General features: G+C 38.5%; 24 protein-coding genes. 16 read left to right on the forward strand and 8 right to left on the reverse strand.

The genetic code is table 11. The annotated features are described in order from the left end of the window. Positions 1–12: 12 nt before the first annotated feature. The 3 genes from CPT03_RS04655 to CPT03_RS04665 all read left to right on the forward strand — a co-directional run bounded on the left by CPT03_RS04655 (position 13) and on the right by CPT03_RS04665 (position 2,619). Entirely contained in the window at positions 13–1,443 is a 1,431-nt protein-coding gene (locus tag CPT03_RS04655) for a hypothetical protein (RefSeq protein ID WP_099437753.1), read from the forward strand. Between the two features lie 199 nt (positions 1,444–1,642). Then, entirely contained in the window at positions 1,643–2,176 is a 534-nt protein-coding gene (locus tag CPT03_RS04660) for a YcxB family protein (protein WP_099437754.1), read from the forward strand. Positions 2,177–2,265: 89 nt separating this feature from the next. Next, positions 2,266–2,619, forward strand: coding sequence for a chorismate mutase (locus tag CPT03_RS04665; protein WP_099437755.1), 354 nt, complete (start codon positions 2,266–2,268; stop codon positions 2,617–2,619). A 40-nt stretch (positions 2,620–2,659) separates the two neighbouring features. Here the strand turns inward: CPT03_RS04665 and CPT03_RS04670 are convergent, their stop codons facing one another. Continuing rightward, entirely contained in the window at positions 2,660–2,860 is a 201-nt protein-coding gene (locus CPT03_RS04670) for a helix-turn-helix transcriptional regulator (RefSeq protein WP_099437756.1), read from the reverse strand. Positions 2,861–2,869: 9 nt separating this feature from the next. After that, positions 2,870–3,316 carry a hypothetical protein gene (locus CPT03_RS04675; RefSeq protein ID WP_099437757.1) on the reverse strand — a complete coding sequence of 149 codons (447 nt, stop codon included), beginning with the start codon at positions 3,314–3,316 and terminating at the stop codon, positions 2,870–2,872. A gap of 188 nt (positions 3,317–3,504) precedes the next feature. On the opposite strand from CPT03_RS04675, the gene CPT03_RS04680 reads away from it, so the two are divergent. From CPT03_RS04680 to CPT03_RS04695, 3 genes are all read left to right on the forward strand, one after another. Beyond that, a complete protein-coding gene (locus CPT03_RS04680; RefSeq protein WP_099437758.1) occupies positions 3,505–4,359 on the forward strand; it encodes a hypothetical protein in 855 nt (284 codons plus the stop codon). Between the two features lie 146 nt (positions 4,360–4,505). After that, complete coding sequence (locus CPT03_RS04685) at positions 4,506–5,480, forward strand: energy transducer TonB (RefSeq protein WP_099437759.1); 975 nt, start codon at positions 4,506–4,508, stop codon at positions 5,478–5,480. Positions 5,481–6,690: 1,210 nt separating this feature from the next. Continuing rightward, on the forward strand, positions 6,691–7,860 hold the full coding sequence (locus CPT03_RS04695; RefSeq protein WP_099437761.1) for an aldose epimerase family protein: 1,170 nt from the start codon (positions 6,691–6,693) through the stop codon (positions 7,858–7,860). Between the two features lie 69 nt (positions 7,861–7,929). Here CPT03_RS04695 and CPT03_RS04700 read toward each other — a convergent pair whose 3' ends face one another. The 3 genes from CPT03_RS04700 to CPT03_RS04710 all read right to left on the reverse strand — a co-directional run bounded on the left by CPT03_RS04700 (position 7,930) and on the right by CPT03_RS04710 (position 11,938). After that, the gene (locus CPT03_RS04700) at positions 7,930–9,732 is read right to left on the reverse strand and encodes a cytochrome-c peroxidase (protein ID WP_099437762.1); all 1,803 of its coding nucleotides are present in this window, start codon (positions 9,730–9,732) and stop codon (positions 7,930–7,932) included. 6 nt (positions 9,733–9,738) lie between these two features. Continuing rightward, positions 9,739–11,199: a hypothetical protein gene (locus CPT03_RS04705; protein WP_245869975.1), complete on the reverse strand. Its 1,461-nt coding sequence runs from the start codon at positions 11,197–11,199 to the stop codon at positions 9,739–9,741. Positions 11,200–11,296: 97 nt separating this feature from the next. Continuing rightward, complete coding sequence (locus CPT03_RS04710; protein WP_172954137.1) at positions 11,297–11,938, reverse strand: DUF47 domain-containing protein; 642 nt, start codon at positions 11,936–11,938, stop codon at positions 11,297–11,299. Between the two features lie 148 nt (positions 11,939–12,086). Here CPT03_RS04710 and CPT03_RS04715 point away from each other — a divergent pair, with 148 nt between their 5' ends. From CPT03_RS04715 to purU, 5 genes are read left to right on the forward strand one after another with little or no spacing between them, the layout of a single operon-like run. After that, a complete protein-coding gene (locus CPT03_RS04715; protein WP_099437764.1) occupies positions 12,087–12,284 on the forward strand; it encodes a hypothetical protein in 198 nt (65 codons plus the stop codon). A 35-nt stretch (positions 12,285–12,319) separates the two neighbouring features. Next, positions 12,320–12,505, forward strand: a complete 186-nt coding sequence (locus CPT03_RS22755) for a hypothetical protein (protein WP_157766357.1) — start codon at positions 12,320–12,322, stop codon at positions 12,503–12,505. Between the two features lie 36 nt (positions 12,506–12,541). Next, entirely contained in the window at positions 12,542–12,715 is a 174-nt protein-coding gene (locus CPT03_RS22760) for a hypothetical protein (RefSeq protein ID WP_157766358.1), read from the forward strand. Next, positions 12,712–13,320, forward strand: a complete 609-nt coding sequence (locus tag CPT03_RS04720; RefSeq protein ID WP_099437765.1) for a hypothetical protein — start codon at positions 12,712–12,714, stop codon at positions 13,318–13,320. The genes CPT03_RS22760 and CPT03_RS04720 overlap by 4 nt, the downstream gene beginning before the upstream one ends. A 54-nt stretch (positions 13,321–13,374) precedes the next feature. Next, positions 13,375–14,202 carry a formyltetrahydrofolate deformylase gene (gene purU / locus CPT03_RS04725; RefSeq protein ID WP_099437766.1) on the forward strand — a complete coding sequence of 276 codons (828 nt, stop codon included), beginning with the start codon at positions 13,375–13,377 and terminating at the stop codon, positions 14,200–14,202. 135 nt (positions 14,203–14,337) lie between these two features. Here purU and CPT03_RS04730 read toward each other — a convergent pair whose 3' ends face one another. From CPT03_RS04730 to CPT03_RS04740, 3 genes are all read right to left on the reverse strand, one after another. Further along, positions 14,338–14,625, reverse strand: a complete 288-nt coding sequence (locus CPT03_RS04730) for a chaperone modulator CbpM (protein WP_099437767.1) — start codon at positions 14,623–14,625, stop codon at positions 14,338–14,340. A 20-nt stretch (positions 14,626–14,645) separates the two neighbouring features. Next, positions 14,646–15,575 (reverse strand): DnaJ C-terminal domain-containing protein, encoded by a 930-nt coding sequence (locus CPT03_RS04735; RefSeq protein ID WP_099437768.1) that lies wholly within the window; start codon positions 15,573–15,575, stop codon positions 14,646–14,648. 108 nt (positions 15,576–15,683) lie between these two features. Then, complete coding sequence (locus CPT03_RS04740; protein ID WP_099437769.1) at positions 15,684–16,952, reverse strand: ROK family protein; 1,269 nt, start codon at positions 16,950–16,952, stop codon at positions 15,684–15,686. Positions 16,953–17,141: 189 nt separating this feature from the next. Here CPT03_RS04740 and CPT03_RS04745 point away from each other — a divergent pair, with 189 nt between their 5' ends. From CPT03_RS04745 to CPT03_RS04765, 5 genes are all read left to right on the forward strand, one after another. Further along, positions 17,142–18,422: a Gfo/Idh/MocA family oxidoreductase gene (locus tag CPT03_RS04745; RefSeq protein WP_099437770.1), complete on the forward strand. Its 1,281-nt coding sequence runs from the start codon at positions 17,142–17,144 to the stop codon at positions 18,420–18,422. Between the two features lie 37 nt (positions 18,423–18,459). Beyond that, the gene (locus CPT03_RS04750) at positions 18,460–21,906 is read left to right on the forward strand and encodes a DUF1080 domain-containing protein (protein ID WP_099437771.1); all 3,447 of its coding nucleotides are present in this window, start codon (positions 18,460–18,462) and stop codon (positions 21,904–21,906) included. Positions 21,907–21,978: 72 nt separating this feature from the next. Continuing rightward, on the forward strand, positions 21,979–23,433 hold the full coding sequence (locus tag CPT03_RS04755) for a Gfo/Idh/MocA family protein (protein WP_099441012.1): 1,455 nt from the start codon (positions 21,979–21,981) through the stop codon (positions 23,431–23,433). Next, complete coding sequence (locus tag CPT03_RS04760; protein ID WP_099437772.1) at positions 23,415–24,497, forward strand: Gfo/Idh/MocA family protein; 1,083 nt, start codon at positions 23,415–23,417, stop codon at positions 24,495–24,497. Before CPT03_RS04755 ends, CPT03_RS04760 begins: the two co-directional genes overlap by 19 nt. Positions 24,498–24,633: 136 nt before the next feature. Then, positions 24,634–24,810: a histone H1 gene (locus CPT03_RS04765; RefSeq protein ID WP_099437773.1), complete on the forward strand. Its 177-nt coding sequence runs from the start codon at positions 24,634–24,636 to the stop codon at positions 24,808–24,810. Positions 24,811–24,899 lie beyond the last annotated feature (89 nt).

Consider the following 24,899-nt stretch of genomic DNA (forward strand, 5'->3'; position numbering starts at 1 on the left):
TTTAACACGTATATGAAAAAATTAGCAGCTCTTATATTTTTGATTACACTAGTTGTAACGGCAGATTGCTATGCCGTAAAGGAAGAATCATCTATGCGCTACATTTCAAACGACCGGATAAAACTGGGAATAGATTTAGCGTTAGGTGGGGCAGTAACCTATCTGTCAGACCACGCAAATGGTGGTAAAAATATGATTAACAGTTTCGACTGGGGCCGACAAATTCAAATGTCCTATTATAGCGGGCCATGGCCTTATATTGGTCCAAACGGCGAAAAACCAACTCCTGAGTGGGAGGGTTTAGGTTGGAATCCGATCCAGTCAGGTGATGCCGGAGGATATAGGTCCAAAATAATTTCTTTTGAAAAAATAGGCAATTACTCAATGCTGGTAAAGAGTATCCCAATGCAATGGCCTCATAAAACAGGTGTTCCGGGCGAGTGCGTTTTTGAATGCCTGTATACTTTAAAAGGTAATGTGGTAACCATGAAAGCTACTATTATAAATAACCGGTCGGATAAGACACAATATGCGTCATGTCCACAAGAAATGCCTGCCGTTTATACCAATGGCAATTGGTACAAGATTGTGTCTTATTTGGGAGATAAACCTTTTGAAGGAAAGCCGACAACAACTATTGTAGATAAAACGGATAAAAAAGGCTGGCCATGGGTGCATTTTTATACTCCTGAAAACTGGGTAGCATTACTGGACGATAAAGGATATGGAATTGGAGTTTTTCAACCGCAGGTAATGACCTTTAACAGTGGATTTCATTCAAATGATTCACTTAAGGGATTTGGCAGTGAAAAAGATGTTCAGACAGGTCATATAGCTCCAATTGGACAACAAATTCTGGATTATAACATTAAATGGGCTTACGAAACATCATTTATACTGGGAACACTTAAAGATATCCGCGGATATGCAAAAAAACATTGGCAGATAGCGGCCAACCCGCATTGGAACTTTAAAAATAGCAGAGATAATTGGTATTACTACGGCGATATGACAGATTCCGGATTTCCTTTAAAAGGAGGATTAGATATTACATTTAAGAAAAATTCTGCTCTGGTAAGCCCTGTAACCTTTTGGAGAGCATCCGAAACACCTTATTTAGAAATAGAAGGAGAGATAAACACCTTTAATAAAGAATTATTAATAGAAGTAGAAATTCAGCCCACAGGTAAATCAGATTTAACAGATTGGTTAAATTGGACAGAAGGAGAACATGTTGTAGAAAATGAAAGGAAAACAAAAGCAGCAAGTTTTCCCGAAAGTCCGGCTATTTTCTTACAGCATAAGATTGCTGCTGATGGCACAAGTAAAAAGTACCGGATCAATCTGTCAGATATAAAAGGATATACGGGAGCAATGAAAAATTTAAAGATTAAATTTTTGAATGATGGCAAGGCAAAGATCAAAAGTGTACAACTAAAGTAAAGCGTTACTATTAACACCTCGCAATATTTAAATAGATTATAGAAGTAAAAGTCGGTAGTTGGGGTCAATTTTTCCTGCAAATCTATATATTCAAAATTGGTGTCGTAAAAATAAGGCAGTGAATTGTATATTTTAGTTATCAATTATTAAAGCTTATGTGCATATTTATTGCCTGAACGCTCACATTGAATCAATAATAATGAAACATATGCTCACTATTACCAAGGAAGATCATATAGCTTTTCAATTGTACGAAGCTTCCACAAATCCTTTAAAAAAGAAAGCCCGCAAAAGAAGTTATTATTCGTTGATTATTATTGGGGTTTGTTTAATGATAATCAGTTACCTGGGGCAGCATACTTTCCTCTTTTATTATGCATTGTTTTGCTCACTACTGTCTATATTTTTTGGTGAGCTGTATTTGAGGTGGAGGCATAAACGACATTATGTTAAACATGTGGAGAACAATTTTAAAGATAGTGACACTGAGCATGCTACTTTCGAGATTGATAGGGAGGTAATTAATATCGAGGATAGGACAGGCGAAAGTAAACTTAAAATACAAGAGATTCGGAAGATTGATGAGACTGGTAACCACTATTTTATTCGCATTGGTCCAGGACCGGTGCTAATTATTCCCAAAGTATCGCCTGAGCTAAATACTGAAATGAAAGATATGATTTCGGCTTACAAGATTGATACAACAAGTCATTTAGACTGGAAATGGAAATAATTTAAGAACTTCCAGAGACCTCTGACCGGTGCGAAGAGTAATAACCAATTAAATATTCCGTTTTTTATTTATCAACCATCTAAACAAGTATGATACATAAAAAAACTTTTATAGTTGGCTTACTAACCAGTCTTGGTGTATGTTCATACGCCTTTTCACAAACTAAAAGTAAGGCCACAATTGACACCGAATTAAGTAGCAGCCGAAAAAAAATAGATTCTTTAGATAAATTACTTATAGAGGTATTAGGCAGTCGCCAACGTGTTGTTAGAGAAATAGGAATCTATAAAAAGAACAACAACATCCCTCCATTACAGCCAGATCGTTTTAAACAGGTCCTGAACAAAACAATATCAGTAGGAACAAAAGAGGGTTTGTCTGCTGAGTTCATCACCGAAATAATGAATGCAATACATAAGGAAAGTCTCCGTTTGGAAAAATAGATACGAACCTAAAATAAGCTTAAGTGATAAATGAGCTATTTTAATCCCCTTCTTCCAATTCAAATACTGCCTCTACAGAAACCCCGAAGATAGCAGCAATCTTCAAGGCCAATACTGTTGAAGGGATATACTTACCAGATTCCATGGTATTAATAGTTTGCCTGGACACATTTACCAGCTCGGCTAATTCGGCTTGAGTTATGTTTTTTATTGCCCGTTGCACTCGTATTGAATTTTTCATAGCTAATTATTAGTCTTCACTATTTTTTAAGTTTTTATTCAACAAATACAAGCTGTAGTAGAATCTTATAATGTAAACAAGCAAAAGTGTAAGAACATTATAAGTAACTATAAATACAAAGCCAAGACCATATGATGTAAAATTCAAAATTAATAAAATTGCGTAGTTTATAAGAACAGCCCATTTCCATGACTCTAGTCTAATTTTACTAATCAGCTCATCTTCATTGATATGCCTGGCAAACGAAATCATAAGTAAACCAATTATGGTACCCAAAAATGCGAACTCATTAGTTAAATTATATCCGGCAAAACTACCTTCTTTAGGGTAATAGATTTGAAAACCGGGGATGTCGTACCCATAAGATTCCGTAAGGATACCTAACGCAAAGAAAAGCAAAAATGTAATCCAGCCGATAAGGCGAAACTTTGCAGGAAGAAGAAATTGATTTTTCATGGTTATATCTAGTTTGTTTGATCAAATGTAAAATATACATTCCATTATGTCAAGTATATTTTACTAAATAATATACATAACCATTCGATTTTGCTACTTCATACGTATATTAATACCATTTTCAGGATGGTATTATGAGGATACCTAAGGTTTTATTGGTATATTAACTGAACAAACCAAATGCCTCTATGCGTACAACTGCTCTTCTCCTTGTTTTTGTATTGCTATCTGCAATAACCAAAGCACAAAAACCAGTACCTTTTAAATTTAAATACTTGCCCATACATACTTACGGAATCACTAAAAAGATCGGAATGAGTATGAAGGCACATGTGCAAGACCTTAGCATTAATACAAATAAAAAATCAGATACCACTGTAACCTTGGAGCTCACAACTGAGTTAAGTGCAACCGTAAAAACAAAAGCAATATCTGCCGGGAGTTTTCCAGTTACTCTTTTTGGGGATAATTATTCTGTAAAAACGACATTCAATGGAGTTGAAGCTCCGGCTCCTGAAGCCAACCCATTTTCAGGACTAGCTGTTAATGGGAAAATAGATTCAAAAGGGGAATTGCTTCTTGATACGGTAGGTGCCGAAAATGCAATAAAATACGCTATGAATCAGCTGATTAGCGGAATGGCCGAGCGGTTAGAATTCCCAGATAAGCCGATGAAAATTGGAGATACTTTTACTCAACAGGCCAATTTGAATGCTATGAATATACCTGATTTAGGTATTGATTCAGATTACCCGACGAGTGTAACTTATAAACTTATAGCAGTAAAAGATAATTTGGCTTATTTTGATATTATATCAGAATTTAAGATGATTATTGATAAAGAGGTTCAAGGCAAGACAGTTAAGATAGACGGGAAAGGCACAGGCACCGGTAAAATGGAATTCTTTGTAAATAAAGGCTACCCAAAATCGATAGTTAACAATGTTGGTTACGTACTTGACGTGGAAGCATCTACAATGAAAGCAGCTGTAAAATTCAATATGAATACAGATGCAAATTATGCTGTAAACTCTGGTGACTAATAAAGAAATCATAGCCCTAAAGCTTTACTGAAAAATATGATGGTGATAAAGCAATGGCTGGTTTAATGATGCTATAGAGGTTAAAGAGGTGAGATAATGAGTTTGGATTTCTTCTGAATCTGCGTAACTTACAGAATAAATAAGCTATGGGATATACATTTTTGCTGTTGATGTGTTTGATGTTTCTAACAGAATCTAGTGCCAATGCACAGGTAGCCGTGTATATGCGATATGATTATGAGGATGAGGCAACATTAAACATTGATAGTGCGGCTTTTAAGCGTGTGGTATACGACATTGACATTGATAAAAATGTATATCCAATTGTAGACTATTATCTGGATGGGAAACTAAAGGGCAGAGGGTATGCAAGCATGGTTAATCCATTTATTTACGCCGGACAAAAAGTTGAGTATTATAAGAATGGAAAAAAACGCATGATGGGGCATTATACCAATGGCGAATTAACTGGCCCTGTTTACCGCTATTATCAAAACGGTAATCTATACGCGATACAAGAGTACTATCCGTCCAAAATTGAGGATAAAAAACTGAAGGCAATAGATCCAATCATTATTGCTTTAAAGGATTCAGCAGGGGCAGATATGATTAAAGATGGTATGGGTCATTACGTAGAATATGATGTATATGATCCACTAGTTATCACAGCCGAAGGGGATATTCTTAATGGCAAATGGGAAGGAGAAGTAAAAGGATTTCTGCCCAGAGAAGGTTTAAAATATGCCGAGGTATATAAGAATGGGGTTTTGGTTTCGGGGCTTTCTGCAGATAGTTTAGGCAATGAATACAAATATTCTGAAAACAAAACAGGACCAATTTTTAAGGATGGAATGGAGGCATTTTATAAGTATGTATTACGAAATTTGCGATATCCTGCATCGGCTCAAGAAAAGGAAATTGGAGGTAAGGTATTTATTAAATTCCAGGTCGATACGGATGGAAATGCTAGTAACTTTATAAATACTAATTATGTTAATGCCGTACTTGCACAAGAAGCCATCCGGGTAATTAAGGCAGCAGGTACCTGGATGCCCGGAAGGGTCAAAGGCAAGCCTGTAAACATGTTTTTAAATATCCCCTTTAACTTTGCAGTAAATTAAACCAATTAATTAATTTTTTATAATTTCTATCTCTTTAACTTGTTCGTTTCATCCAAACCTATATATATTCGTCTAAACAAAATGTATATGTAATGGACTAATATTATATTTTTGCAAAATAATCCAAGAAATTGGAGCATTTAGCATTTAGAATCTCGCTCAAGAAACGTAGGAAATTTCAACTAACACGAGACGATAAGTGAAAAGTGCTCGCGCCGTAAAAAGCGTGAGCCTTGCTTATTCGTGTTTGGGCCTCCTACGGCCTCTTGAGCGGTAAGTGGGGTTTCACGCTTTTTGCGTTTAAAAAATCATCACTTTTAGATTCCATATAATATCAGCCATGATTATTAAAATATGGAGGTACTCATAACAATTCTTTACGCACTAATCCTTTGCCCACCATTGTTTTGGGAGGTTCAGATCCTTCGGGCCTGGAACCTCCTTGGTTCGCTACATATTCGACTCTGGTCGAACGAGGGCCGTACAAGGTCTGTTTGAGCATGGTGCTAAAAGCGACTATAGTATAGGCTGAAAAACGTGTTTTCCCCCAATCTGGACTTAAGCCAAATTCCATTTAATTTTTTTAATAATTAATTCTAAAATTAAATATATAAGAAATTTAAATGTGTTTTTCCGTTCTATTCGCTCTACAGCAGTTATTAACAGATTATGCGCAATAAGACACTTTAAGCGTTTTTTACGGTTTTAGAATGATCTTTGAGTGTCAGGTTGGCTAAAGTGCTTAGTCAGGCTTTTCTTGCTATATATTAACCAGAAGACTAACGCCCGGGCATCACAGGGGCTAAGCCAGAATTGAGCAGGAATACAGACCTGCAGCACAGGCGTGAAACACCTGTTATTACTATGCGAGAATTAGAGAATTTCTAAAGGCTGACCGAACGGTTTGCAGGCTGGTATATGCTATTTTGTTGCAAAAAAAATGAGAACAATATTATTACAATTAAAACAGGGCAATTGTTTTTAGCTTTCGCTCATATTCTGAAAAAATTACGTTCAAAATCTAAATCTGCACCATCCTTTGATGAAATTACAGGAGAGGTTGAGCTAATGAAAACCAAGAGGTATTATTAGATTAATTAAAAGAATTAATTGAAAAATACTGCAGTTATGGGGATGCTTTTAAATTAATACATTAATTTAGGCTTATCGAAATTAATACAACACCTTATAACTAAAAACCAAATACTAAATGAAACAAACATTAAAACCGGGCTTAGCTGCAATATTTTTACTTGCAATTACAGCATGTAATGAGCCAAAAAAGGTTAATGAAACTACTGAGCAAGCTGATACTACTGCTACAACCGTTCAGTTAGATAGTACAAAATTCCAAAAGGAAATTGATGGTAAAAAAACCAATCTGTATGTGCTTAAAAATAAAAACAATGTACAGGCAGCATTTACCAATTATGGTGGCAGGCTGGTGAGTTTACTAGTGCCAGATAAGGATGGTAAACTGGTTGATGTGGTAGTTGGGTTTGATAGTGTTGATGGGTTTGTGAATTCGTCTGAGCCATATTTTGGTGCTACAATTGGTCGTTATGGCAACAGAATTGCCAAAGGCAAATTCAGTCTTGATGGCAAACAATATACTTTGGCACTCAATAACGGCCAAAATACCTTACATGGTGGTAAAAAAGGATTTCAGGCTGTAGTTTGGGATGCTGCCATGCCTGATTCGCAAACGCTGGTACTTACTTACCTGTCAAAAGACATGGAAGAGGGCTACCCTGGAAACCTTAAAGTAAAGGTTACTTATAGCCTTAACGATGATAATGAACTGAAAATGGATTATGAGGCTACTACTGATAAGAAAACTGTGGTTAACCTTACCAATCATGCTTTCTTTAACCTGAATGGAGAGGGTAGTGGCGATATTTTAAACCACGACTTGCAGATCTTTGCAGATCTTTATACTCCGGTTGATACTACTTTAATCCCTCTGGGTAAAAATGTAACTGTAAAAGGTACTCCGTTTGATTTTACAACTGCTACCACTATTGGTAAACGCATTGAAGAGGCAAACGATCAGTTAAAAGCAGGTAAAGGTTATGATCATAACTTTGTGTTAAATGGCACCAAAGGTCTGGGTATGACTCACGCTGCTACTGTAAAAGGTGATAAATCGGGCGTGATAATGGATATTTATACTCAGGAGCCTGGCTTACAGTTTTATAGCGGCAACTTTATGCAAAGCAAAAATGTATTTAAAGGTGGTGCAAAAGATGATTTTAGAACAGCACTTGCCTTGGAAACTCAACACTTTCCTGACTCTCCGAATCAGCCGGCTTTTCCATCAACGGTTTTAAACCCCGGGCAAACGTATAAAACAACTTCTATTTACAAGTTTAGTAAATAGGCTTTGTGTAACATGCAAAAGGCCAATAACGCACGCGTTATTGGCCTTTTGCTGTTTGTAATGTTTGTGTTATCGTTTTGTATTGTCGGTCAGTTTTTTTAAGAAAGCAACAATATCTTTTTTCTCAGTATCTGTAAGGTTCAGCTTGTCGAAAGGCAATGTTTGATTTGGAATATCCATACCAAGGCCAACACCCCCGCCTTCATTATAAAAATCTACAACCTCTTCAAGGGTTTTGTAAATACCGTTGTGCATGTACGGTGCGGTAAGCGCTATGTTTCTAACGGTTGGTGTTTTAAAGGCGTTTTTGTATAAGGTTAGTTTTCTTAAATTGTATTTGCCCGGGTCGGTGTCTATTTCTTTACTGCTGGCGTTTAATGGTACGCCTATTACCTCGGTTTCGGTAACCCTAAAATCTGGCGGAACAGTCCCGTTAAATAAAGGGGTGAAATGGCAGGTTCCACATTTGGCTTTGCCCATGTATAGGTTAAACCCATTTAATTCTTGCTTGGTAAGCTTGGTTTTGTCGCCCCGAACATATTTGTCAAATGGCGAATTTAAACTGGTAAGGGTTCTTATATAACTGCCAAGGGCATTTCGGATGTTATAGTCGCTTACAGATTCTTTAGATTTAGGAAAAGCAGCATTAAATTTAAGTACATACGCGGGATTTTCTTTTAATCTTTTTACAGCTGTAGGCATTGAACCGTGCATTTCATCGGCATTGCTAATTACATCAGTAGCCTGATCTTCGAGGTAATTGACCCTGTTGTCGTAAAACGAGGCTGCTTGTAGCCCGGCATTTAAAATAGTTGGGGTGTTTCTTTTTACTAGCGATTTGCCATTTATGGTAGCGTTTTTAGCTACACCATCGGTAAAAGCCAATTCTGGTTTATGGCAGGAACCGCACGATCTGTTTTTAGATCCGGAAAGTATTACATCGTAAAACAATAGCTTGCCCAGCTCAGCTTTTTCTTTGCTCATATGGGCATCGTAACTGGCTGTATAATAATTGGCATCGAATGCATTTTCATCAAATAGGGTAGCTGCGTTTGCCTTAAGCGCCCTCAGGTCTTTAAATTCAGGATTCCCTAATTGCTGCGATAAATTTAGGATAGATGCAGAAAGCGGGTTGGCATAGGCGGTAATGAATTGCATCCTGTCGAAAGCGTTGAAATTACTACTGGCAGCTAAATTCTTAATGCCTTTATCTAACAATTGAACTGTATTATTAAGTTTGGTTTGGTTTTTAAACTCTGGTTTGTAGATGTTCAGTACTTCTTTAACTGAGGTTAGTGCTGCGGCACCCTCGGCCATTGAATTTTGGGCTATTGGTGCATCAAAGCCTGAAATACCTAAGGTAATAATTCTGAAAACCTCTGTTCGTAAGGCATCAAATACCTGTGCATTGGCAAGTTCCTGATGCTGGGCTACCGATTTAAGCCTTACAAAGTTTGATTTAAGGATGCCTATTTCCTGAAGCAGTTCACTTTTCCGGTTATTGGTGTATTGAGGAAAAATGAAGGGCTCTATAACCTGAAAGCCCTCCGGAGCATCAATTTTATGTTGATCGTTATCGTCCATTGAAGAAATAGGAGCCCCGTTTATAGATTTGGCAGTTAAAGGATTATAGTACTCGGCCAGAAACTCAGTTTTTTTATAGGCAAGTCTGGCCACCTTAAATGCCTGCTTTATACTATCTGCAGGGGCATTGTTTTGAACTTTGCTGTAGAGTTGTTTTACAAGCGTATCGGCCTTCGCGATTTGAAGGATATAATACTGCTTTACTAGGTCTGCCGGCAAAGTTTTTTGAGTGTGGGTACAGCCCAGGCAAGCCATAACCATAATAACAACAATGGCGATTTTTTTCATTGATGATTATCTTGCTAAACCTTTGATGATAACAACCTGGCTGCCTTGATTCTCATCCGGACGTTTAGAACCACCGTCTTTGCCTTTAAAAGCATCTTCTCTCCAGGTGTGTGGCTGTATGCAAAGGGTAAAAGTGTTAGGGATACCTATTACATCAGAAATATCAACAAGTGCACCGTACTCCCAATTTCCTTTTGCAGCAGTTGCTTTAAATTTAGGGTCAGAACGGCGGTGATCTATTTCAACTACTTTTTTAACTTCTTTGGTAGCAATATTATATTGGTAGATGTAAGCGTCATGAGTTTCGCCACCGTATGTGTTTGAATCTTCTTGTATGTAAACATAATTTGTAGTTACACAGATGTTATCAGGATTTTGAAACTCTTTTGCCGGTCCGCTTTTATCATCTCCATCAAGAATACACTCTAGTTTGCCTTTTGTTGGGTCGCTGGCATTTAAAACCAGTTTGTAAGTACGGCCAAATACAGTTCTTGAGTTATCGGCATTAAAGCCTGTTGCCGCTTGTCCGGTTACGTTAAAATACACTTCTCTTGAGTTAGCAGCACTGCCTTTGCGGTAATCTACATCCTCTACACGGCCAAATTTAATGGCCTTAAGTGGGTCAACCATTGCCTGGATCTGGGCTCCTGTAATTGTTTTGTGGTTTTCTATTTTAACAAATTCAACATCGTATGATGAGCCCACTTTCATGTCTGTTTCTTTTTGATTGCCATCAGTACGTTTCAACATGTATTGGGTTCCGTTATCCAGATCGCCAACTGTGTTTGCAACGTAAAGAACTACCTGACCACCAGATGCATCATCAGCATCCTCGCCCATAACTATTACAGTTTTTCCGGTATAGGCATCTTTGTTAAGTGGAACGGCATTTTCTCCGCTCCAATGGCCTAAGCCTGCAGTAGCTGTTCCGCTTTGCTTGCCCGAAACAAGAGGGTTAAGTTTATGTGTTTGTGCCTCTACAGCACTTTCGCCAACGCTTAAATAGAATGGCCCAAAACCATTTTCTTCTTTGGTAACCATGGTTCCTGAACATAAGCGCCATTGGCCACCGTCAGAATTTATTGCATACTCGCCTTTTACTGGCTTAAGGTTGTTGTTAAACGAGATCCTGGAAACCGAATAGTTATCTTCATTGTTTACCATCATTACATAACCTCCAGCGGGATTTTTTACAAGCCCGGCCCCATCGGCAGAACCGCCAAAGGTATAGCCTTCAGATTCAGGGAATTTGTCTTCACTGCTAAAAAGAGAAAACAGCTCCAGGTTTTCGAATCCTGAAAGTTTTTTGAGCAGTACAGGAGTTACAGAATAATCTTTTAATACCACTTGTTCTTCTGCTCCGGTGTCTTTTGAATCCTTTTTGCATGAAGAAACCGCAATGGCTGCAGCAGCAAAAGTTGCTACTGCAACGGCAAGAGTTTTTGTTTTAATAAATTTCACAGTCATAGTTTGTCTTGTTGTTTGTTACAAACCTAGCGCCCTAATATTTTGTGAAATTTAATTGTATGTTAAGTAAAATAGCGCCAAACTATTTGGAATTATTCTAAGCATTTTTAATAAGTATTGTTTCCAGAACATTTGCTACATCATCGCATTTATCCGAAGCAATTTCCATAGTTTGCAGTACCTCTTTCTGTTTAATCAGTTCAATGGCATTGGCTTGATTATCAAATAGCTTACCTAGGGCAGTGTTACAGATATAATCGGCTGTGCTTTCTCCTTTATTAATTTTAATGCATATCTCGGCAATTAGCTTGGTGTTGGTAAGGTCTTTAAGCTCGGCAACAGCAGTATTAATATCCTTGCACATTTCTAAAAGCAGCTCAGCAAGCTCTATCATTGGCTTGGTTATGGTTTTTAGGTTGTACAAGTCCATATTCATGGCTGAGGCATAGATATAATCAATAATATCATCCAAAGAACTAGCCAGCGCATGGATATCCTCCCGGTCGAACGGAGTAATAAATGTTTTGCCTAAACCCAAAATGATGGCATGTTTAAAACCATCGCCAACCTCTTCAAGTCTTTCAATTTCCTTTATATGCGTCTTTCTTTTTTCCTGTTCAGGGGTGTTTACTGCCAGTACCAGGGTTTTGGCAATTAGCACCAGGTTGTTGCTGGCCTGCTCAAACATGGGTTGGAATACTTTGTCTTTAGGGCTAAAAAAGTTGAATACAGAGTTCATGGTAATTTTGCTTTTAGCAAAAATATCATTGCAATGTTAAGCCATTATAAAGTTTAAGTGCTATTTAACAGTGGTTTATATTAAAAGTTACCATTTATAACCCATTCTTATATATTTTAGCAGAAACCGACAATCAACATAAAAAAGCATGAGCAAACAGAAAAAGAAAAAGGGCAATGGTAATTCAAATCCGGATGCTGCCAAACAGGCATTAATGCATCAGAAAAGGTTTGTGGAGCGGGTAGAGCTGCTTTGTAATGCGTTGGTGGGTCCAGGCTATTTCGAAAAATTCCCGGCAGCTATTCTTTCTCATATGTATGCCACCAGGTACCCGGCATTAAAATAAAGGCCAGTCCTGAGTCTGAAGTTTCTAAATCAACAGTGTTAAAGGCCAATAAGCTGCTCAATGCTTTTTTAGAAGATCAGTGTATTACCTTAATGAATGGCGAGCGGATATTGTTTAGTATGCTTCTGTCTGAAGGTTTGTTGTTAATCAATTTCCTGCATGTGGTTCATGCCAATTACTTCCCCAGTGCTGCGCTTTTGAAAGAGGCTTTTAAGGATTAGTTCCCGGAAACGGATTCTTATTTAAAAATTCAGGAAATGATAGATGTACTGGTGCAGGATATTATTGTGTTTTTGAGGGACTTGAATAAGAGTATTATTAAGGCCGATTATAGCGAAACAGCTTGTCTTGAGATCAGCAGCAATCACAACGATATTTATTTGCATGAGTTTAAAACCACTAAAACATCGATGGTAAACCCCGCTCTATGATTCGCCTGGGCTGGGTTGATGGGGAATTTAACTGGGTATTTGCCAAAGTTAAACCTTCGGCACTTGGTTTTGAGGTTGTAGGGCTAGATGTATCGCTTGATGTTTACATACAAATACATGCGTTAGACAGGTTGCAGAACCGGATAGATATTACCCCCGGCATTATGCACTCTATTGCCTTTATGATTTTTATGGATAAGGAAATTAAACACCATAAGGATTACAACAGGAGTTTGGTTGAGTTTTATCTGTCTGATAAAAAAGCAGGATACCTGCAGGTTGAACTGCATGGCGACAGGCTGGTTATTCATACCTTTTTATTTTTAACCAATAGTGGTACGCCTGAGGGTATTAAGCTTGAAAAGCTTGCCGGATTGCAAAAAGCGGATAAAATATACCTTGAAATTGATGCGCTTTCGACCTTTAACTCTTACCATATTGATAAGAATGAACCGCTTAAGAACTTGTTTATTGAGGCTGGTTGTGGTTCATTATTGGAACTGGGCCATTTGCAGGAGTTTTCTGTTAATGAGGTTAAGGATAAAGACCCTGATTCGATATTGAAATACCTTGCCGATTCAAAATACTTTAGATCGGCAGAGTAGTAGGTGCAGGCTTGTAAGAAATATTATTATCTTGCTTTCCTATTTTAACAATCGATGATAATAATAATACAGTGTAAAGATCAGATAGGGCTGGTTGCCGATATTTCGCAGATTTTATCTGCAGCAAAACTCAACATTGTTTCCATGAGGGAACACGTGGATAAGGCCGAAAGTATGTTTTTTATGCGCCTTGATGTAGATGGATATGCTGACGAGGCTTTACTTACCGAAAGTATGCGCCAGATTTTACCTGCCGGTGCACTTATTCATGTTAATCCGGTTGCCGAAAAAAGGATTGTGGTAATGGTTACTAAAGAATATCATTGCCTCGCCGATATTTTGGTGCGCAATAACTTTGGTACTTTAGGTGCAACTGTTGTTGGCGTTATTGGCAATCATGATGTTCTGCAAAAAATTTGTGAACGCTTTGATGTTCCTTTTTCTTTGATTTCTTATGCTTATGAGGGGGATGATCCGGAGCAGGAAATGATTGATCAGATAAATGCCTATAACCCTGATTATGTAATTCTGGCTAAGTTTATGAGGATTTTGTCGCCTCGATTTGTAGCTTGCTTTGCGGATCGGATTATTAATATCCATCATTCTTTTTTGCCTGCTTTTGCCGGCGCTAATCCGTATAAACAGGCTTTTGAAAGAGGGGTGAAGCTGATTGGCGCCACAGCTCACTTTGTTACTAATGATTTAGATGAAGGGCCAATAATTGCTCAGCAGATTATTCCTGTAAATCATTCGTTTACGGTTAAGGATATGGTACGGTCGGGCAAGGAGATTGAAACTGCGGTGCTGGCAAAGGCCATGAGGCTGGTTCTTGGCGATAGGGTGTTTGTTTATAAGAATAAGACTGTGGTTTTTGACAATTAAAAATGCTTGTTACTCTAAGACTGCATTCAATTGCGCTGAAAAAGCGCAAATGAATGCTAGGTCTTTTCGTCACAAGTATTTTTATAGGAAAGTAGGGGTGTTAGGAATGCATAACCTTCTAGTGATGTAGATGTACTATTGATGTAGATGCAATTGGCTTTTAAGTTCCTTAATTTCTTGTTGCATGGCATCTACTTTTTCTAGCAAATGGCGGATTGCATCTATGCCCTCAATATTGATTTGCAAATCGTAGTGCAAATGAATATATCTGTCAAGCTCCCCGAATTGTTTTATGTGGATGCACTTTTCTGATTCAACCGTTATCAATGAAATGATTCCGGAGTCCTCGAGCGATACAATAAACTCGGGTTCAATATCGTATTTAAAGCAATATTCTGTTATGGTTATTAGTTCTGTTTCCATGGTTAACTGATGTAAATGGTTTAGCCCAGGTTTTTTAGTTCGTTAAAAAGCTCTTTCTGTTTCTCTGTAAGTTCTGTTGGTATTTTTATAGTATAGGTTACAAAGAGGTTTCCAAATTCTCCTTCGGTTTTGTAAACCGGAAAACCTTTGCCTTTTAACCGTACTTTAGTATTATTTTGAGTTCCGGGAGCTACTTTTAGTTTTACTTTACTATCAAATGTGGTAACTGTTACATCGCCACCAAGAACAGCGGTATAAAGATCTATTTCTGCGTTGGTATATAGGTCGTTGTTAAGTCTTTTAAAATGAGGATCTTCGCTAATATTAAAGGTGATGTATAAATCGCCATTTGAGCCGCCATTGGCACCCGGTGCACCCTGACCGCCTAATTTGATGGTTTGCCCGTTAGCTATACCAGCCGGAATGGTTATCCTTAAGTTTTTGCCATTTACAGCCAGCGTTTGCTTGTGCGTGTTGTAGGCATCAAGAAGTGATATGTTAATTTCGGCCTGATAATCTTGTCCTTTAAACTTACGGCTTCCACGTTTTGATTGAGCGCCTGCATTTCCGAATAAAGATTCAAAGAAGTCTGAAAAGTCTCCACCTCCACTAAATCCTTCTCCTCCAAAATCTGCACTGCTAAAGCCCCCGCCCTGGTAACCACCACCTCCTCCTGAGTATGCATTTTGCTGTTGTGATTGTTTTGCTTGTTCAAACTGATCGGCATTTTTCCAATGTTCTCCATATTCATCGTATTTTTTACGCTTTTCGGGATCACTTAATGCTTCATTAGCCTCATTTATTTGCTGGAATTGTCGGTTGGCATCTTTGTCATTTGGGTTTAGATCAGGGTGATATTTTCTGGCCAATTTTCTGTAGGCTTTTTTAATATCGTCCTGGGTGGCACTTTTTTCAAGTCCAAGAGTTTTGTAATAATCTATAAATGCCATAATTAACTAGTTTGTCAGTTAAGTTAAGGCATTTTTGGTTGATTTTGTTTTAGATTTTTAGAAAAAATTGAAATAGGGAGTTAGGGTTGCCTACTAAAATCTCTTGTTCTAAACAGAGACTTTGGATTTTGATTTTCCAGCTTTTTTAATGCAGGCATCCAGAAAATAATCAATACCTGTGGTAGCATACCCTAAAAGCCGTGAGTTTTCGCCAAGCTCAGATGATACAATTGTGGTGCGCTCTCTTATTTGCGTCATACAATAGGTATTAATGGCCTGCTGCATAGGGAGAGTTATATATTGTTTTGCTTCGGCAATTTTGCCGCTCAAAATAATCAGTTCCGGATTAAAAAGCTGAATAAGTACAGAGATTCCCTTACCCATATAGGTGCCTATATTAGATAACAACTGGATGGCATACTGATCGCCTTTATTTGCTGTTTCGATAATAACATCGGGCTCAATTCTTTGTAATTCCTCGTTAGAGAGTTTGTTGAGCATTGAGTTTTTGCCAGATAAAATACCTTCTTTGGCCATTGCTGATAGGGCATTGCCCGAGGCAATGGTTTCCAGACAGCCATGTTTGCCACAATAACACAGTGCACCATTCTCTACAAAGGGAATATGGCCCAGCTCGCCCGAAAAACCACATGCACCTTTCCTTAATTTACCATCCATTATAATTCCTAAACCAACACCCCAATCCATCAACAGGATCAAAGCATTTTGTTTGCCTTTTGCCATTCCATGTGTAAACTCGGCCATTGACGATCCATTAACGTCATTTTGTATAATAACAGGTAGTTTCAGCGTGGTTTCGAATGCGGCTGTTAAAGAAGTGTTTTCCTGATCGCTAAGAAAATAGCTGAAGCTTTTCCCTTTTTCTGAATCAATAAGACCCGGCATACCTACACTGCAGCCAATTAGTTGTTCGTGAGTAATGTTTTGGGCTTTTAAAATATCCAGAACATAAGTATTTAAAATGTTAAAGAAATCTGATCTGTTGCTTTTTGAAATAGGGAGGGCTATGGTATTGGCCTCTACTATATAATTATAGTTATTGTCCATAACAGCTATTTTGGTATGGAACAGTTCTATATCAATACAAAGAATAAGAATTTTTTTATCCTTTAGGCCGTACAAATCGGGTTTTCGGCCACCCATTGATATTCCGTAGCCTTTCTTTTCTATCCAATCTTCTTCTATTAAATTAGTGATTAACTTTAAAACACTGGGTGTGCTCATGTTCATGGTGTCACATAGTGTGGAAACAGAGCAGGCACCTAAATTAAAAAGATGTTTCACAAGCTGATATTTATAGATCAGCTGCTTATCACGTGCAGGTTTTGTTATATTATTTAATAGATGAAGATTCATATTATTTATTACTCTATTTTGCTAAATATAGATAACTTATGTTAAAAAATTATAAAAGTATTTTTATTACGTAAATAATTAAACAATGTTTTGTCTTTTTCACAATTTCTCGCTAATATTATCACTGCAAGTATTCGATTTAGCAATGCCATAACAGGTAATACTGATTGAATCTCAATAACCACATATATGAAACCTAAAGAACCTCAAGAAAAAAACACCAGAAGGGATTTTATTAAAAAATCGGCAGTAGGACTGGCCGCATTTACCATTGTACCAAGATATGTACTTGGAGGAACAGGATTTATTGCGCCAAGCGATAGGTTGACTAAGGCTGTGATAGGCGTTGGGTCAATGGGTCGTGGTCATTTTACATACGATGGCACTCAGGTAGTTGCTGTTTGTGATGTTGATAAAAGACATCTTGACCTTGCAACATCTATGCTGGATAAGGGAGTTAAAACGTTTGGCGATTATCGTGAGCTAATTAAACTTCCTGAAGTTGATATTGTACACATTGCCACCCCGCCGCATTGGCATGGTATTATGGCTGTTGATGCTGCAAATGCCGGTAAAGATGTTTGGTGTGAAAAACCAATGACACATACTATTGGCGAAGGTAAACGTGTAATGGAAGCTGTACAAAAGCATGGCCGAATGTTCCGTTTAAATACCTGGTTCCGCTTTAAAGATACTTTTTATGGAATGGGTACTACTGTAAAACCGATTAAGAAATTGGTTGACAGTGGCTTGCTGGGTTGGCCTTTAAAGGTTACTGTAGGTAAACATACTGGTTACGACTGGAAGTTTTACTGGGTCGGTAAGGATCATCTTGAGCCTCAGCCGGTACCTCCTGAATTGGATTATGACAGATGGCTTGGCCCTGCACCTTATAAACCATACAATGCACACAGGGTGCACCAAACTTTCCGTGGATATTGGGATTATGATGGTGGCGGTTTAAGTGATATGGGACAACATTATATTGACCCGATTCAATACTTTTTAGGTAAAGATGATACCAGTCCGGTTTCTGTTGAAATTGATGCTCCACAACAGCATACTGATGCAGTTGGAATTTGGAGAAGGATAACTTATACTTATGCTGATGGTTGCCAGATCATTTTAGACGGCGAAGGAAAAGATACTAATGTACCTTACATTGAGGGACCTAAAGGTAAATTATATCCGGGCTTTAAATCGGATATTCCTGATCTGGAAAGAAAACTGGCTGCTTTCCCTGACCCTACACCGCAAATGACTGATTTTGTTGAGTCTGTAAAAACCAGACAGAAGTTTGCTTTAAATGAGGAGAATGGACACCGTTCATGTAATATCGTTAACATCGGCTTAATTGCTTTGAGGTTGGGCCGTTCATTAAAGTTTGATCCCGTAAAACAAGAGTTTATTGATGATGAAGGAGCTAACAGATTAATTAATCCTGTAATGCGCGCACCTTTCACTATTTAATTAAAACAATTCAGATTAACATTTTACACATATCATAATGATAAAAAAGATATTCTTTATCCTGTTGGCGGTTTTAATGCTGCAAGATGTGGCAAACGGACAGGCAAAAAAAGACGAACGAACCATTACCACCCGCATTGCTGATTTGCTTGCTCAGATGCCTGCAAACGACGCTGAGTTGTTTAAAAACAACGTGAACGATATTGCCAATCTTGGTGAAGAGGGCTATGTTACTTTAATAAGCGGACTAACAGCACCCGGTAAGGGTAACAATTCATTAATTGAATATACAGTTGGTGGATTTTCTGCTTACATCACGCAGAATGGAAAAGAAGACTGGAGAAAAATGGCCGTTGGTGCTTATTGCAAAGCTCTGGATAAATTAACTGATAAACAGAACAAATCATTTATCATCAGCCAGTTTGATCTGGTTGGTAAAGATGATGCTGTTGCTTGTTTACAGGGCTATTTAACTGATGATCATCTGGCAGATCCTGCAGCAAGGGCATTGGTTAAAATTAATACCCCTGCATCAAAAGCAGCTTTGTTAGCCGGTTTGGCAAAAGCCAATGGCACGGCTAAACTTTCTGTTATAGAATCGTTAGGCGATAGCCGCTTTAAAGAAGCAGCACAGCCTATTAATGCTTTAGCAGCCAGCAGCGATGAAAATGTTGCTAAAGTTGCCTTATATGCACTTGCTTATATTGCTGATCCTTCTTCGGCACCGGCATTTGCAGCTGCGGCTGATAAAAGTGGCTTTAAGTATGAGAACACAAACTCTGCTGCGGTTTACTTAATTTATGCTGAGCAATTGCTTAAAAACGGTAATAAAGAACTTGCTGAAAAAATAGCAAAAGAGATTACTACCAAAGCTAATTCTGATGAATTAGTAGGTGTACGTACCGGTGCTTTAAAGGTATTGGTTGAAGCAAATAAAGACAACAACCAGGATATCCTTTTAGAAGCTGCAGGCGATAAAAATGCTGAATATCGTGCTGCTGCATTTAAATTTGCGGTACCTTATGTTACATCGGCATCTACTGCTGCCTGGGTTAAAAAATTAGGTGGTGTTAATGATGATGCCAAAGCGGGTATAGTAAGTATGCTTGGCCAAAGTGGTGCTAAAGATGCTTTGCCTGCGGTACTTAAATTACTTAAAAGCAAAAACCAGACTGTTAAACTGGCTGCTATAAATGCAGCTGTTAATATTGGACAGGAACAAGTACTTGATGATTTACTTAAACTTGCAAGCAAAGGTGATACTGCCGATGTTGCTGCGGTTTCTGGTGCTGTTCATAGAATGAAGGGAACTGGCATAACTGAAAAAGTTGCTGCTGCGATTCCGTCGGCAAAACCTAACGTACAGGTTGCATTAATTAACTTACTTGCTTCGCGTGCTGCAAATGGTCAGCTAAGTGCAGTTTATGATCAGTTAAAAAGTAAAAAACCTGAAGTACAGCAAGCTGCATATACTGCTTTAAGTAGTGTTGTTGTTAAAGACAATTTGCCTCAGTTGTTTACTTTATTAAATGAAACTTCCGGAGCTCAGGAAACTGCTGTTCAGGAAGCTATTATTGCTGCTGTTAGTGGTTCAGGAGACAACTCGCAACAGGTTGATGCGGTATTACAGCAAATGGCATCGGCTCCTGAAAACAAGAAATTACTTTTCTACAAAGTTCTTGCAGGTTTAGGTGGTCAGAAATCTTTAAAAGCAGTTACTGATGGTTTTGCTTCAGGTAATGAGCAAACTCAAAAAGCTGCTTTGGATGCATTATCGGCATGGACTAATGCTGATGCAGCTCCTGAATTAATTAGAATTGCACGCGAAACTAAAAATGCAGGTTTCTTAAATACTGCAATTAATGGTTACCTGCGTTCGGTTAGAGAGGGTGTTTATCCTGCGGAGCAGAAGTTATTGTTGCTTCGTAATGCAATGGCTGTAGCTCAAACTGATGAGCAAAAGAAACAGGTATTAAAAGATGTTGAGCAGGCTAAATGTTTCAATTCTATTGCATTTGCCGGTAAATATTTAAATGATGCTGCTTTACAACAGGCTGCTGCAAATGCTGTAATGAACATTACACTTGCAGGTTCTTATAATGGCGACCTGGTTAAAGGCTTATTGAATAAAACTATTGAGGTAATAACTGGTCCTGATAGTGGTTATCAGAAAGAAGGAATGCGTAAATACATTTCCGAAATGAAGGCTGGTGAAGGGTTTGTATCTATGTATAATGGAACTGACCTTACAGGTTGGAAAGGTTTAGTAGCTGACCCTATTAAACGTTCAAAAATGGACGCTAAAACGCTTGCTGCTGAACAGGAAAAAGCTGATGCTGAAGCACGCGAGAGCTGGAAACCTATAAATGGCGAGCTTCAGTTTATGAGCCATGGAAATAACCTTGCTACGGTTAAAAAGTATGGTGATTTTGAAATGCTTGTTGACTGGAAGATTATTGACGACAAAAAAGGTGAAGGTGACGCCGGTATCTATTTACGTGGTACGCCACAGGTTCAAATTTGGGATAATGCCCGTACTAATGTAGGTGCTCAGGTTGGTTCTGGTGGTTTATACAACAACCAGGCTAATGAAAGCAAGCCTCTTAAAGTTGCTGATAACAAACTTGATGAGTGGAATACTTTCCGTATTATAATGAAAGGTGACCGTGTTACGGTTTACTTAAACGGAGAATTGGTAACTGATAACGTAATACTTGAGAACTATTGGGACAGAAGCCTTCCGATTTTTGCTGAAGAGCAGATTGAATTGCAGGCTCATGGTTCGCCGGTTGCTTACCGCGATCTTTATATCAGAGAAATTCCTCGTGCAAAGCCATTTGAGTTGAGTGCACAAGAGAAAAAAGACGGCTATAAAGTATTGTTTGATGGTACTAACATGCACAGCTGGACTGGTAACACTGTTGATTATACTATTGAAGATGGTAACATTGCTATCCGCCCGAAACCAGGAAAAGGTTCAGGTGGTAATTTGTTTACTAAAGAAGAATTTAGCGATTTTATTTACCGTTTTGAGTTTAAATTAACTCCTGGCGCTAACAATGGTTTGGGTATAAGGGCACCTTTAGAAGGTGATGCTGCTTACGAAGGTATGGAGTTGCAAATTCTTGATAACGAAGCTCCTATATATAAAGATCTTCATGTTTATCAGTATCATGGTTCTGTTTATGGTACCTTGCCAGCAAAAAGAGGTTTCCTTAAGCCTGTAGGTGAGTGGAATTATGAAGAGGTGGTTGTAAAGGGCCCTAAAATTAAAGTGATTCTTAATGGTACTGTAATTCTTGATGGTGACATTACTGAAGCTAGAAAGAATGGTGCTGCTGATGGTAAGGAACACCCTGGCTTATTGCGTAACAGTGGTCATATTGGTTTCCTTGGACATGGTTCTCCGGTAGAATTCAGAAATATCAGAATCAAAGATTTAAGTAAAAAAGATTTAACTAAAAAAGCCCCGGCTAAGAAGTAGTATTTCAATTCTTCGTCATCCTGAATTTATTTCAGAATGACGAAGAGAAAAAAATATTTAATAATAAAAAAGATGACTGAAGATAAGTTAAACTCATCAACAGATAATTCCAGAAGAAACTTTATTAAAACCAGCGCGCTTGCAGCCGCTGGTTTTATGATAGTACCCAGACACGTTTTGGGAGGTAAAGGATTTTTAGCGCCAAGCGACCGCTTACAGGTTGCCGGTGTTGGTGTTGGTGGAAAAGGTGAAAGTGATATAGCTAACATTTATAAGGGTGGCAAATCAGACATCGCATTTTTATGTGATGTTGATGATAGGAGAGCCGCTGGTTCTGTTAAAAGATTCCCTAAGGCGAAGTACTATAAGGACTACCGCCAGATGCTTGATAAGGAAGCAAAAAATATTGATGGTGTTGTAGTTTCTACACCTGATCATAACCATGCCATGATAGCCCTGGCTGCAATGCAGTTGGGTAAACATGTGTATGTTCAAAAACCATTAACACATGACATTTACGAAGCGCGTGTATTAACTGAAGCTGCAAAACGCTATCAGGTAGTTACGCAAATGGGAAACCAGGGTGCTTCGGGTGATGGGGTTAGGCAATTGAGAGATTGGTGTGAGGCTGGTTTAATTGGGAAAGTTCATACGGTCTATTGCTGGACTGACCGCCCCGTATGGCCTCAGGGTATTTCATGGCCTGCTACCAATGGTGTTGTGCCTAAGGAACTGGATTGGGATTTATGGCTGGGTAGTGCCCCATATAAGCCTTATATAGATAAAATGGTTCCGTTTAACTGGCGAGGCTGGTGGGATTATGGTACCGGTGCAATTGGCGATATGGGTTGCCACCTGGTTGAACCACCATTTACAATTTTAGGTTTGGATACTCCAATGGATGTCCAGTGTAGCGTAGGCAGTGTTTACGTTGATGAGTTTCAGAGGGGGTATTTTCCGGAAAGCTGTCCGCCTTCTAGCCATGTAATCATGACCTTTAAGGAAACCAAGAGAACTAAAGGTGACTTACAGCTTCATTGGATGGACGGTGGTATTAAACCTGTGCGACCAGCTGAATTAGGACCTAATGAGGCATTTGGAGATAATGGTGTATTGTTTGAAGGTACAAAAGGAAAAATGATCTGTGATGTTTACGGATCTAACCCAAGGTTATTGCCTTTATCTAAAAATGAGCACGACCATACAAAAAAGAAAACCCCTCGTGTACCGGGTGGCGAAGATGGCCATTACACACAATGGGCTGAAGCTGCAATTGCTGGTTATGGGAAAATAGAGTTAAGTTCTCCATTTGAAATAGCTGGTCCGCTTACTGAAACGTTATTAATAGCAAATCTGGCCATCAGGGGAACTGATGTTCAGAAAAGAAATGCCGATGGCGGAATTAGCTATCCGGGCAGAGATATTAAACTGATTTGGGATAAGGCTAACCTTAAGGTTACCAATTTTGATGAGGTGAACCAATTTGTGAAACGTAATTATCGTGCAGGATGGAGTTTGGGAGCGTAAATTTGCGTGTTCTGGTTGTTGGTTGCGGTAACATGGGCAAATCTCATGCTATGGCTTACCACACTTTAGACGGCTTTGAAATATGCGGAATCGTATCAACCGGTAACAGTAAGGTTGTATTAAATGAAAAACTGGGCGGAAGTTATCAGCTGTTCAGTGATTTTTATGAAGCGCTTGAGGTTACTAAGCCTGATGCGGTGTGCATTTCTACTTATCCGGATACTCATGAGGCTTTTGCAATTAAAGCGCTGGAGAGCGGCTGCCATGTGTTTATAGAGAAACCTTTGGCTGACTCTGTAGAAGGAGCAGAGCGCGTTGCTGAAGCTGCAAGAAAGGCAGGCAAGAAACTGGTTGTTGGCTATATATTGCGCTATCACCCATCGTGGGAGAAGTTTATTGAGGTTTCGCAGCAAATGGGTAAACCATTGGTGATGCGAATGAACCTGAACCAGCAAAGCCACGGTCCAAAATGGACAGTACACCGTAACTTGATGAAAAGCTTAAGCCCTATAGTTGATTGTGCAGTTCATTATATTGATGTAATGTGCCAAATGACCAGATCAAAACCAGTGCAGGTTAGTGCAATTGGTGCCAGACTTACTGATGAAATACCTGAATGGAATTACAACTACGGGCAATTGCAAATTCGTTTTGAGGATGGCTCTGTGGGCTGGTATGAGGCAGGTTGGGGACCTATGGTTAGTGAAGCGGCATTTTTTATTAAAGATGTTTTTGGACCGAAAGGGGCAGTATCAATAGTTGCTAAAGAGGCATCAAAATCAGGAAAATCAGATTCAATTGATTCACACACTAAAACGGAATCTATAAAAGTTCATTATGCTGATCTGGATAAAGATGATGAGTTTGCCAAAGCTGATGAATGGATTGACTTGCATGATGAACCAGATCATCAGGAATTATGCAATCGTGAGCAGCGCTTTTTCCTGAAAGCTATACAGGAAGATCTTGACTTGACTGATGCTACAGAAGATGCTGTAAACAGCTTAAGAATCGCTTTTGCATGTGATGAATCGGTAAGAACCGGGCAAATGGTTATGTTGTAGCCAACTTTATTAACAAAAGCGGTTGGATGTGGAAAAAATGATGACAGATTCTGAAACATTGATTTGGTGCAAATCCAATAATTATTACCTTTAGAGCGTTATATCAAATATTTTAAAATCTTAACTTAAGAAAAACATGGAAAAATTTTCAAAACTAAAACAGCTTATCGCAGGTATCGAATCTGATGCAGATAAATTTTATAATTCAGGTAACGGCGCTGCCGGTACAAGAGTTCGTAAAGCAATGCAAGATCTAAAAGGACTTGCTCAAGAGATCCGTACTGAGGTTACTGAGAAGAAAAATGCTAAATAGTATTATTTGACTTATACAAAAGGCCTGCAATTTATTGCAGGCCTTTTTTGTTTTATACGGCTTCGTCATATAAAAAATATTTGCTGCCC

Origin of the sequence: Pedobacter ginsengisoli (genome assembly GCF_002736205.1) — a bacterium.
Taxonomy (GTDB): domain Bacteria; phylum Bacteroidota; class Bacteroidia; order Sphingobacteriales; family Sphingobacteriaceae; genus Pedobacter; species Pedobacter ginsengisoli_A.

Excerpts from the sequence above, each read along its gene's own strand:
- CPT03_RS04655 (WP_099437753.1), top strand. The coding sequence starts at position 13 with ATGAAAAAATTAGCAGCTCTTATATTTTTGATTACACTAGTTGTAACG.
- CPT03_RS04660 (WP_099437754.1), top strand. The coding sequence starts at position 1,643 with ATGAAACATATGCTCACTATTACCAAGGAAGATCATATAGCTTTTCAA.
- CPT03_RS04665 (WP_099437755.1), top strand. The coding sequence starts at position 2,266 with ATGATACATAAAAAAACTTTTATAGTTGGCTTACTAACCAGTCTTGGT.
- CPT03_RS04670 (WP_099437756.1), bottom strand. The coding sequence starts at position 2,860 with ATGAAAAATTCAATACGAGTGCAACGGGCAATAAAAAACATAACTCAA.
- CPT03_RS04675 (WP_099437757.1), bottom strand. The coding sequence starts at position 3,316 with ATGAAAAATCAATTTCTTCTTCCTGCAAAGTTTCGCCTTATCGGCTGG.
- CPT03_RS04680 (WP_099437758.1), top strand. The coding sequence starts at position 3,505 with ATGCGTACAACTGCTCTTCTCCTTGTTTTTGTATTGCTATCTGCAATA.
- CPT03_RS04685 (WP_099437759.1), top strand. The coding sequence starts at position 4,506 with ATGGGATATACATTTTTGCTGTTGATGTGTTTGATGTTTCTAACAGAA.
- CPT03_RS04695 (WP_099437761.1), top strand. The coding sequence starts at position 6,691 with ATGAAACAAACATTAAAACCGGGCTTAGCTGCAATATTTTTACTTGCA.
- CPT03_RS04700 (WP_099437762.1), bottom strand. The coding sequence starts at position 9,732 with ATGAAAAAAATCGCCATTGTTGTTATTATGGTTATGGCTTGCCTGGGC.
- CPT03_RS04705 (WP_245869975.1), bottom strand. The coding sequence starts at position 11,199 with ATGACTGTGAAATTTATTAAAACAAAAACTCTTGCCGTTGCAGTAGCA.
- CPT03_RS04710 (WP_172954137.1), bottom strand. The coding sequence starts at position 11,938 with ATGAACTCTGTATTCAACTTTTTTAGCCCTAAAGACAAAGTATTCCAA.
- CPT03_RS04715 (WP_099437764.1), top strand. The coding sequence starts at position 12,087 with ATGAGCAAACAGAAAAAGAAAAAGGGCAATGGTAATTCAAATCCGGAT.
- CPT03_RS22760 (WP_157766358.1), top strand. The coding sequence starts at position 12,542 with ATGATAGATGTACTGGTGCAGGATATTATTGTGTTTTTGAGGGACTTG.
- CPT03_RS04720 (WP_099437765.1), top strand. The coding sequence starts at position 12,712 with ATGATTCGCCTGGGCTGGGTTGATGGGGAATTTAACTGGGTATTTGCC.
- purU (WP_099437766.1), top strand. The coding sequence starts at position 13,375 with ATGATAATAATAATACAGTGTAAAGATCAGATAGGGCTGGTTGCCGAT.
- CPT03_RS04730 (WP_099437767.1), bottom strand. The coding sequence starts at position 14,625 with ATGGAAACAGAACTAATAACCATAACAGAATATTGCTTTAAATACGAT.
- CPT03_RS04735 (WP_099437768.1), bottom strand. The coding sequence starts at position 15,575 with ATGGCATTTATAGATTATTACAAAACTCTTGGACTTGAAAAAAGTGCC.
- CPT03_RS04740 (WP_099437769.1), bottom strand. The coding sequence starts at position 16,952 with ATGAATCTTCATCTATTAAATAATATAACAAAACCTGCACGTGATAAG.
- CPT03_RS04745 (WP_099437770.1), top strand. The coding sequence starts at position 17,142 with ATGAAACCTAAAGAACCTCAAGAAAAAAACACCAGAAGGGATTTTATT.
- CPT03_RS04750 (WP_099437771.1), top strand. The coding sequence starts at position 18,460 with ATGATAAAAAAGATATTCTTTATCCTGTTGGCGGTTTTAATGCTGCAA.
- CPT03_RS04755 (WP_099441012.1), top strand. The coding sequence starts at position 21,979 with ATGACTGAAGATAAGTTAAACTCATCAACAGATAATTCCAGAAGAAAC.
- CPT03_RS04760 (WP_099437772.1), top strand. The coding sequence starts at position 23,415 with ATGGAGTTTGGGAGCGTAAATTTGCGTGTTCTGGTTGTTGGTTGCGGT.
- CPT03_RS04765 (WP_099437773.1), top strand. The coding sequence starts at position 24,634 with ATGGAAAAATTTTCAAAACTAAAACAGCTTATCGCAGGTATCGAATCT.